Consider the following 7,592-nt stretch of genomic DNA (forward strand, 5'->3'; position numbering starts at 1 on the left):
AGCTTGGGGTGAACCTGGCGGGGGTGGAGGAGATCATGCGGCTTCGGGCGGAGCTCGAGGCCCTCCAGGCCCGCTTTGAGGCCGAGGTGGCGAGGCTCAAGGCGGAGATCGGGGACCGCTTCCAGGAGCTGGAGCGCAAGGCCCTCCCGCCCCCTGGGGAGACGGCTAAGCCTTCCCCTAAGGACCGTCCGGTGTACGTGATCAGCGTGGCGGCGGAGCTTTTAGAGATGCACCCGCAGACCCTGAGGCTTTACGAGCGGAAGGGGCTTATTAGGCCGAAGCGGTCTTCGGGGAAGACGAGGCTCTATTCGGAGCGGGACATTGAGAAGCTGAGGGAGATCCGCCGTTTGACGCAGGAGCTTGGGGTGAACCTGGCGGGGGTGGAGGAGATCATGCGGCTTCGGGCGGAGCTCGAGGCCCTCCAGGCCCGCTTTGAGGCCGAGGTGGCGAGGCTCAAGCTCCTCCTTTTGGAGGAGGGCAAGACCCTGGCCCAAGAGGGTAGCATGGGGGCGTGAAGGCGCTAGACCCCCTTTTGGAGTTCCTCTCCATCCCCTCGGTTTCCACGGACCCTGTCCACAAGGAGGACGTGCGGCAGGCGGCCCTTTGGCTTGAGGGGCGCTTAAAGTCCTTGGGCTTCCGCACGGAGCTCCACGAGACTCCCCTCCACCCCATCCTCTACGCCGAGAGGAGGGTGGCCGAGGACGCCCCCACGGTCCTCATCTACGGCCACTACGATGTCCAGCCCCCGGACCCCCTGGAGCTTTGGGAAACCCCCCCCTTCACCCCCACGGTGCGGGAGGGGCGGCTTTACGCCCGGGGGGCCTCGGACGACAAGGGGCAGCTTTGGGCCCATGTGGCCGCCCTGGAGGGCTTTGCCCCCAGGGTGAACGTGAAGTTTTTGGTGGAGGGGGAGGAGGAGATCGGTAGCCCCCACCTCCTCCCCTTCGTGGGGGCCCACCGGGAGAAGCTTAGGGCCGACGTGGTCCTCATCTCCGACGGGGCCATGTTCGCCCCCGGGGTGCCCACCCTTACCTATGGCCTAAGGGGGCTTTGCTACCTGGAGGTGCGCGTGAAGGGGGCCCGGCGGGACCTCCACTCCGGGGCCTTCGGGGGGGTGGCCCCGAACCCTATCCAGGCCCTCTCCTGGCTCCTGGCCGGCCTCAAGGACGAGAGGACGGGCCGCATCCTCATCCCCGGCTTCTACGACGAGGTCCAGCCCGTCTCCGAGGAGGAAAAGGCCCTCTGGCCCCACCTGGACGAGGAGGCCCTGAAAGCGGAACTTGGGGTGGACCACCTCCCCGGGGAGGAGGGCTACAGCCCCTTGGAACGCCTCTGGGCCCGGCCCACCCTGGACCCCAACGGGGTCTTTGGCGGCTACCATGGGGAGGGCTCCAAGACGGTGATCCCCGCCGAGGCGGGGATGAAGCTTTCCATGCGCCTTGTCCCCAACCAGGACCCGGAAAGGATCGCCGAGCTGGCCGAGACCCACCTGAGGGCCCTCTGCCCCAAGGGCTACCGCCTGGAGGTGAAGAGGCTCCACGGGGGCAAGCCCGTCCTTACCGACCCCCAAAGCCTCCCCATGCGCCTCATGGCCCGCGCCCTGGAAGAGGCCTGGGGCCGGCCCCCCGTGTACGCCCGGGAGGGGGGGACCATCCCCGTGGTGGCGGAGCTCAAGGAGGCCCTGAAGGCCCCCATCGTCCTCCTGGGCCTAGGTCTTCCCGACGACAACCTCCACGCCCCCAACGAGAAGATAGACCTCATCAACTTGGAAAAGGGCATCCAGGCCCTCCGCCGTTTCTACACGTTCCTGGAAGGGGCCCTTAACCCCGCTTGAAGATGAGGGCCTCCCCCACCTTCCCCGAAAGGAGGGGGACCTGGGCGCTTTTCGCCACCTGGGCGCAGAAGGGGACGTCGGCCTCGAGGCCCACCCCCTTGAGGGCTGAGGCGGCGGCGGAGAGGCTTAGGGCCTCCAGGGGGTCCGGGTGGGCCCGCCGCACCGCCAGGGCGATCCGGGCCCCGTCCTCAGGCTCCACCTCCCGCATGAGGCCCAGGTACTCCGCCAAGACCCCGGCGGTGTACACGTCGTCCAGCCCCACCCGCCCCTCCTTGCCCGCGCAGAGGATGGCCACCTCCTCCGTGGCGAGCTCTAAAGCCTTCCTGGCCGCGGCGTGGGCGTTGTAGAGGGAGGCCAGGAGGACGTGCTTGGCCGTCTTGGCGGCCAGATGGGCGGCCTTGGTGCCGTTGGTGGTGGCCATGACCACCACCCTCCCCCCCACGGGGGCCTCCAGGGCCTCCCGGGGGGAGTTCCCCAGGTCAAACCCCGGAGGCCTAAGCCCCCCCGCCTCCCCCGCTAGGACCACGTCCTCGTCCTTGAAGGCCCGGGCGGCCTCCAGGGAGGGCACCAGGTAAAGGGCCTCTGCCCCCGCCTCCAGGAAGCAGGCTGCGGTGGTGGTGGCCCGGATGACGTCCACCACCAGGACCACGTCGGGATAGGCCAGCTCTTCCCTAGGCAAGAGATCTACCCTGAGGCGCATCCCACCCTCCTAGGCCAAGCCGAAGGCCACCTCCTCCAGAAGCGCCGCTTCCACCACCTCCACCTCCCCCGGCCCAAGCCGCACCGCCCCCAGGGCCCTAAGCTCGTGGAGGGCCCGGGTTGCGGTCTCCCGGCTGGTGCCCGCGAGAGCGGCGAGCTCCCGGTGTCTTAGGCGGAAAAGGGGCCCTTGGCCCTGGCGGAGGAGTTTCAAGAGGGCGTAGGCCACCCGGCTTTTCGCCTCCTCAAAGGAGAGGAGGTCCATCTCTAGGTCAGCTTCCCTGAGCCTTGCCGCCAGGATCCGGGCCAGGTTGTGGGCCACCAGGGGAAAGCGGCGGATCAGGGCGGAGTACTCCTCGGGGAAGAGGGCAAAGAGGAGGCTTTCCTCCACCGCTTGGGCGCTTGCGCTCCGCTCCTTCCCCTCAAGAAGGCCCATCTCCCCGAAGATCTCCCCCTCCCCCACATACCCCACCGTGCGCTCCTGCCCCCCGAGGTGGAGCCGGAAGAGGCGCACCTGGCCCTGGCGCACCAGGTAAAGGGCCTGGCCCAGATCCCCCTGGCGGAAGATGAGCCGCCCTTTGGGGTAGCTAAGGGCGCGAAAGTAGGTGAGGGCCTCCTCTTCTTCCTCTGGGGAAAGGCCGTGAAAGAGGGGGCTTGGTCGCATCGCCCCTACTCTAACCTAGGGCTCATCTTTTGCCTAGACCATGAGGGGGTGCCGCCTGTCCTCCAGGTGCGGGATCTCGGGTTTTCCTACGGCCAAGGCCCCCTTTTCCGGGGGCTTTCCTTCGCCCTGGAAGGGGGCGAGGTCCTGGCCCTTTTGGGGCCCTCGGGGAGCGGGAAGACCACCCTCCTCCACCTCCTTGCGGGCCTCCTCCCTTTGCAGGAGGGGGAGGTGTTCTGGGAAGGGGTGCCCATCCGGGACCTACCCCAGGAGGCCTTGGCCCGGAGGCGGCTCTCCTTCATGGGCCTCGTCTTCCAGCACCATTTCCTCTTCCCGGAGCTTACCGCCCTGGAAAACGTCCTCGCCCCGGGCTACCTGGTGGGCCGGCCCCATGGGGCCTGGGCCCTGGCCCTTTTGGAGAGGCTTGGCCTAAAGGAGAGGGCCCACTTCCTCCCCCAAAGGCTTTCCGGTGGGGAGAGGCAGCGGGTGGCCGTGGCCCGGGCGCTCTACCTTAGGCCCCGCCTCCTCCTGGCCGACGAACCCACCGCCAGCCTGGACCGCCGCCAGGCCCGGGAGGTCTTAGCCCTCCTCCTCCAGCTGGCCCGGGAGGTGGGGGCGGCGGTGGTCCTCTCCACCCACGACGAGGCCCTGGTGGAGGGCTTGCCCGCCTTAAGACTGTAGCATGGTGGGGTATGAGCCCTATCCATGTGCGCGCCCAAAAGGGGGATGTGGCGGAAAGGGTCCTCCTCCCTGGGGACCCTTACCGGGCGGAATGGATCGCCAAGACCTTTCTGGAAGGCGCGGTGCAGTACGCCACCCACCGGGGCCTATGGGGGTACACCGGGCGGTATAAGGGGGTGCCCGTCTCCGTGCAGGCCACGGGGATGGGGGCCCCTTCCGCGGCCATCGTGGCGGAGGAGCTCATCTCCTTAGGGGCCCGGGTGCTCCTCCGGGTGGGCACCTGTGGGGCTGCGGACGAGGCCCTGGCCCCGGGGGACCTGGTGGTCGCCCAGGGGGCGGTGCCCCTGGACGGGGCCACCCGGCAGTACCTCGAGGGCCTGCCCTACGCCCCCCTCCCCGACCCCCTCCTCTTCCGGGCCCTCTGGGCCCAGGCGGAGGCCAAGGGCTACCCCCACCACGTGGGCCTCGTGGCCACGGAGGACGCCTTCTACGCCACCACCCCGGAAGGGGCCCGCCGCTTTGCCCGCTACGGGGTCCTGGCCTTTGAGATGGAGGCCAGCGTCCTCTTCCTCCTGGGCCGGATGCGGAAGGTGAAGGCCGGGGCCATCCTCACCGTTTCCAACCGCATCGGGGACCCGGAGCTGGTGCCCCCAGAGGTCCTTGCGGAGGGGGTAAGGCGGATGGCGGAGGTGGCCTTGGAGGCCGTCCTCCAGGTCTGAAGAGGGCCCTTGTAAACTGGGCAAGGGAGGATCCCATGGCCCACGAGTACGAACACGAGTTCATCCTGGAGATTCCGGAGTTTGAGCACCTGAGCTACGAGGTGGAGGGGGGGATTGCCCTGGTCACCCTGAAGCGCCCCGAGGCCCTCAACGCCCTTTCCCAGGACCTTCTGAGGGAGCTTGCCGAGGTGGCCGAGGTCATCCACCAGGACCCCGAGGCCCGGGTGGCCATCTTCACCGGGGAGGGGCGGGCCTTTGCCGCGGGGGCGGACCTCAAGGAGATCGCCGCCCTGAAAGACCCCTTCGCTGCCCGGGAATACGCCCTTTTGGGCCAGCAGGTCTTCGCGGAGATCGCCGCCCTGCCCATCCCCACCATCGCTGCCATCCACGGCTACGCCCTTGGGGGGGGGTTAGAGCTCGCCCTGGCCTGCGACCTCCGGGTGGCGGCCAAGGGGGCTAAGCTGGGCCTCCCCGAGGTGGGCCTGGGCCTCATCCCGGGCTTTGGGGGCACCCAGCGCCTGCCCCGGCTCATCGGCCGGGGGCGGGCCCTGGACCTCATCTTCACCGGGCGGCATGTGGAGGCGGAGGAGGCCCTGCAGATGGGCCTTGTGAACCGGGTGGCGGAGGACGCCCTGGAGGAGGCCAAGCGCCTGGCCCAGAAGATCCTGAAAAACGCCCCCGTGGCCCTGGCCCTGGCCAAGGAGAGCGTGGTGCGGGGGGAGGCCTTGCCCCTTGCCGATGCCCTAGAGATTGAGGCCGACCTCTTCGGCTACGCCGCGGCCACGGAGGACATGAAGGAAGGGGTCCAGGCCTTTTTGGAAAAGCGCACCCCCAACTTCAAGGGGGAGTAGGCTCCTCATTGGGGGAAGGCCTTTTAGGGCCTTCCCCTTTTTCCGGGTGTAAGGTGAGGGGGCATGATGGAAGAGCGCGTGGTCCACGTGGCAAGCCCCAAGGCCAAGCTCTACGCGGAGGCGGACCAGGCCATCCGCGAGCGGCTCAAGGCTTTCCCCAAGGCCCTAAAGGCCTACGAGCTCCTGGTGCAAGACCCAGAGGCCCGCGCGGGCTGGAACATGGCCAACTACCTTACCATGCGCAAGCTGGGCTACAACGACCACGGCCGGGTCCACGCCCTCCTCACGGGGGCGGCGGCGGTGGCCATCCTGGCCCTTTTGGTGGAGGCGGGGGTGCGGCTGGACACCGTGGAGTCCGGGGCAGGGGGCGTGGAGGACGCCTATGTGGTGGTCCTCCTCTCCACCATGCTCCACGACCTGGGCAACGGGGTCCACCGCTTCGGCCATGAGGCCTTTGGGGTGGCCTTGAGCCTGCCCATCCTAAACCGTATTCTGGAAAAGATCTACCCCGATGCGGAGCAGCGCACGGCCCTCCGCGCCCTTATGCTCCACAGCATCTACAGCCATGACCTCGAGCCCGAACCCCTGACCATTGAGGCCGGGGTCACCGCGGTGGCCGATGGCACGGACATCACCAAGGGCCGGGGCCGCAAGGCCTTCGCCCTGGGGAGCATAGACATCCACTCCATCAGTGCCCTGGCGGTGGACGAGGTCAGGATCCTCAAGGGGGAGAAAGTGCCGGTGGAGATCCAGGTGACCATGAACAACTCCGCGGGGATCTTCCAGGTGGAGGAAACCCTCACCAAGAAGGTGCTGAAAAGCCCCTTACGCCCCTACGTGACCGTGGTGGCCATGACGGAGCCCGATGGGGGCTACGACCAGCGCATTGTCCACCGGGTGCGCCTGCACGAGAAGGAAGACCGCTTCGTTCTGGACTAACGGGGAGAGCTCATTCCGGCCAAAGCGCCTTAAGCTCCTTGGGCAAAAGCCCCCGGATGTCCGCAATCTCCCCCTGGGAGATCCGGTGGGCCAGGACCTTAAAGACTGCCCGCGCCGCCCGTTCCGGATCCACCGCGGGTCCGGAAGGGGTTTTGAGCTCCCGGGCCACATGTTCCAAGAAGGCCTCCAGGTGCCGTTCCTTAAGGGGCTTGCCCGTGGGGTCCCAACCCTCGTAGAAGAAGCCCCGGATGAGCATGGGCAGCTGGGCGGCAAGCTGGGCCACCTCCTCCACGGTAAGCCGGTCCCTCAAGGCATGGAGAACGGCCCTAAGGGCCATGTAGGCCCGGTGGCGGTCCTCCGTGCCCAGCTCCTCCATGACTTCCTTAAGCCAGGTATGGGTTTTGTGCAGGGTGGTGTCAAAGACCTCCAGCCCCGTGGTGCTCATACCCTTCACCCCCTTCAAGGCCTAGGGTAGCCAATTGAGCTTTTTCGTGTCAAGGGATTTTAGTCCCCCATCCCAAATCTCACCTCTAGGACCCCCTGGCACGCCTTGGCCCCCCCGGGCCCAAGGCGTGCCGGATCGCCTGGACCTCAAACCACTCCCGGTGCCTCAGGGTCTTGGCGGCCCTCGCTGCTGGCGCCTACCAGCTCCACCTTCGTGTAGGCCTTGCCCATGGAGGGTCTTTACCCCTTGACCCCCACCTCCTTGGTGAGCTCCCGCTTTAGGACCTTCCCCACGCTGGACTTGGGGAGGCTTTCGCGGAAGCGGATGATGCGGGGGACCTTGTAGGCGGCGAGGTTTTCCCGGCAGAAGGCCTCGATGTCCTTTTCCGTGACCTTGCCCCGGTGCTCGGGCTTCAGGACGAGGAAGGCGGCCACGGTCTCGCCCCGGTAGGGGTCGGGGACGCCCACCACGGCGGCTTCCTGGACGGCGGGGTGCTGGTAGAGGACTTCTTCCACCTCCCTGGGGTAGATGTTGTAGCCTCCGGCGATGATCATGTCTTTTTTGCGGTCCACGATGTAGAAGTAGCCGTCTTGGTCCATGCGGGCCATGTCGCCGGTGTAGAGCCAGCCCTCTTTGAGGGCGCGTTGGGTTTCTTCTTCCCGGTTCCAGTAGCCTTTCATGATGTTGGGGCCTTTGACGATGAGCTCGCCCACCTCGCCCACCGGGACCTCCTTCCCCTCCTCGTCCACTACCTTGGCCTCCACGC

General features: G+C 67.5%; 10 protein-coding genes. 6 read left to right on the forward strand and 4 right to left on the reverse strand.

Going from position 1 to position 7,592, the window contains the following annotated elements:
* The coding region (locus WKI94_RS10970; RefSeq protein ID WP_337845771.1) for a MerR family transcriptional regulator at nucleotides 1–515 on the forward strand (515 nt) is incomplete at its 5' end.
* A complete protein-coding gene (locus tag WKI94_RS10975; protein WP_337845772.1) occupies nucleotides 512–1,834 on the forward strand; it encodes a dipeptidase in 1,323 nt (440 codons plus the stop codon). The genes WKI94_RS10970 and WKI94_RS10975, both read left to right, overlap by 4 nt.
* On the opposite strand, the gene WKI94_RS10980 is transcribed toward WKI94_RS10975, so the two are convergent.
* Together WKI94_RS10980 and WKI94_RS10985 are read right to left on the reverse strand one after the other, a co-directional pair.
* Nucleotides 1,821–2,534 (reverse strand): 2-phosphosulfolactate phosphatase, encoded by a 714-nt coding sequence (locus WKI94_RS10980; RefSeq protein WP_337845773.1) that lies wholly within the window; start codon nucleotides 2,532–2,534, stop codon nucleotides 1,821–1,823. The two genes, WKI94_RS10975 and WKI94_RS10980, sit on opposite strands and share 14 nt — an antisense overlap.
* Before the next feature lie 9 nt (nucleotides 2,535–2,543).
* On the reverse strand, nucleotides 2,544–3,194 hold the full coding sequence (locus WKI94_RS10985; RefSeq protein WP_337845774.1) for a Crp/Fnr family transcriptional regulator: 651 nt from the start codon (nucleotides 3,192–3,194) through the stop codon (nucleotides 2,544–2,546).
* 48 nt (nucleotides 3,195–3,242) lie between these two features.
* Here WKI94_RS10985 and WKI94_RS10990 point away from each other — a divergent pair, with 48 nt between their 5' ends.
* The 4 genes from WKI94_RS10990 to WKI94_RS11005 all read left to right on the forward strand — a co-directional run bounded on the left by WKI94_RS10990 (nucleotide 3,243) and on the right by WKI94_RS11005 (nucleotide 6,381).
* Nucleotides 3,243–3,872: an ATP-binding cassette domain-containing protein gene (locus WKI94_RS10990; protein ID WP_337845775.1), complete on the forward strand. Its 630-nt coding sequence runs from the start codon at nucleotides 3,243–3,245 to the stop codon at nucleotides 3,870–3,872.
* Nucleotides 3,873–3,883: 11 nt separating this feature from the next.
* A complete protein-coding gene (locus tag WKI94_RS10995) occupies nucleotides 3,884–4,591 on the forward strand; it encodes a purine-nucleoside phosphorylase (RefSeq protein ID WP_337845777.1) in 708 nt (235 codons plus the stop codon).
* 35 nt (nucleotides 4,592–4,626) lie between these two features.
* Nucleotides 4,627–5,442 carry an enoyl-CoA hydratase-related protein gene (locus WKI94_RS11000; RefSeq protein ID WP_337845778.1) on the forward strand — a complete coding sequence of 272 codons (816 nt, stop codon included), beginning with the start codon at nucleotides 4,627–4,629 and terminating at the stop codon, nucleotides 5,440–5,442.
* A 63-nt stretch (nucleotides 5,443–5,505) separates the two neighbouring features.
* Entirely contained in the window at nucleotides 5,506–6,381 is an 876-nt protein-coding gene (locus WKI94_RS11005; RefSeq protein WP_337845779.1) for a phosphohydrolase, read from the forward strand.
* Between the two features lie 10 nt (nucleotides 6,382–6,391).
* Here the strand turns inward: WKI94_RS11005 and WKI94_RS11010 are convergent, their stop codons facing one another.
* Together WKI94_RS11010 and WKI94_RS11015 are read right to left on the reverse strand one after the other, a co-directional pair.
* Nucleotides 6,392–6,826, reverse strand: a complete 435-nt coding sequence (locus WKI94_RS11010; protein WP_337845780.1) for a DUF2267 domain-containing protein — start codon at nucleotides 6,824–6,826, stop codon at nucleotides 6,392–6,394.
* A 239-nt stretch (nucleotides 6,827–7,065) separates the two neighbouring features.
* A partial coding sequence (locus WKI94_RS11015; RefSeq protein WP_337845781.1) for an AMP-binding protein occupies nucleotides 7,066–7,592 on the reverse strand: 527 nt, incomplete at its 5' end.

This window comes from Thermus sp. (assembly GCF_037444525.1).
GTDB lineage: Bacteria > Deinococcota > Deinococci > Deinococcales > Thermaceae > Thermus.

Coding starts and splice junctions, on each gene's coding strand:
- WKI94_RS11000 (WP_337845778.1), top strand. CDS start 4,627: ATGGCCCACGAGTACGAACACGAGTTCATCCTGGAGATTCCGGAGTTT.
- WKI94_RS10995 (WP_337845777.1), top strand. CDS start 3,884: ATGAGCCCTATCCATGTGCGCGCCCAAAAGGGGGATGTGGCGGAAAGG.
- WKI94_RS10980 (WP_337845773.1), bottom strand. CDS start 2,534: ATGCGCCTCAGGGTAGATCTCTTGCCTAGGGAAGAGCTGGCCTATCCC.
- WKI94_RS11010 (WP_337845780.1), bottom strand. CDS start 6,826: ATGAGCACCACGGGGCTGGAGGTCTTTGACACCACCCTGCACAAAACC.
- WKI94_RS11005 (WP_337845779.1), top strand. CDS start 5,506: ATGATGGAAGAGCGCGTGGTCCACGTGGCAAGCCCCAAGGCCAAGCTC.
- WKI94_RS10985 (WP_337845774.1), bottom strand. CDS start 3,194: ATGCGACCAAGCCCCCTCTTTCACGGCCTTTCCCCAGAGGAAGAAGAG.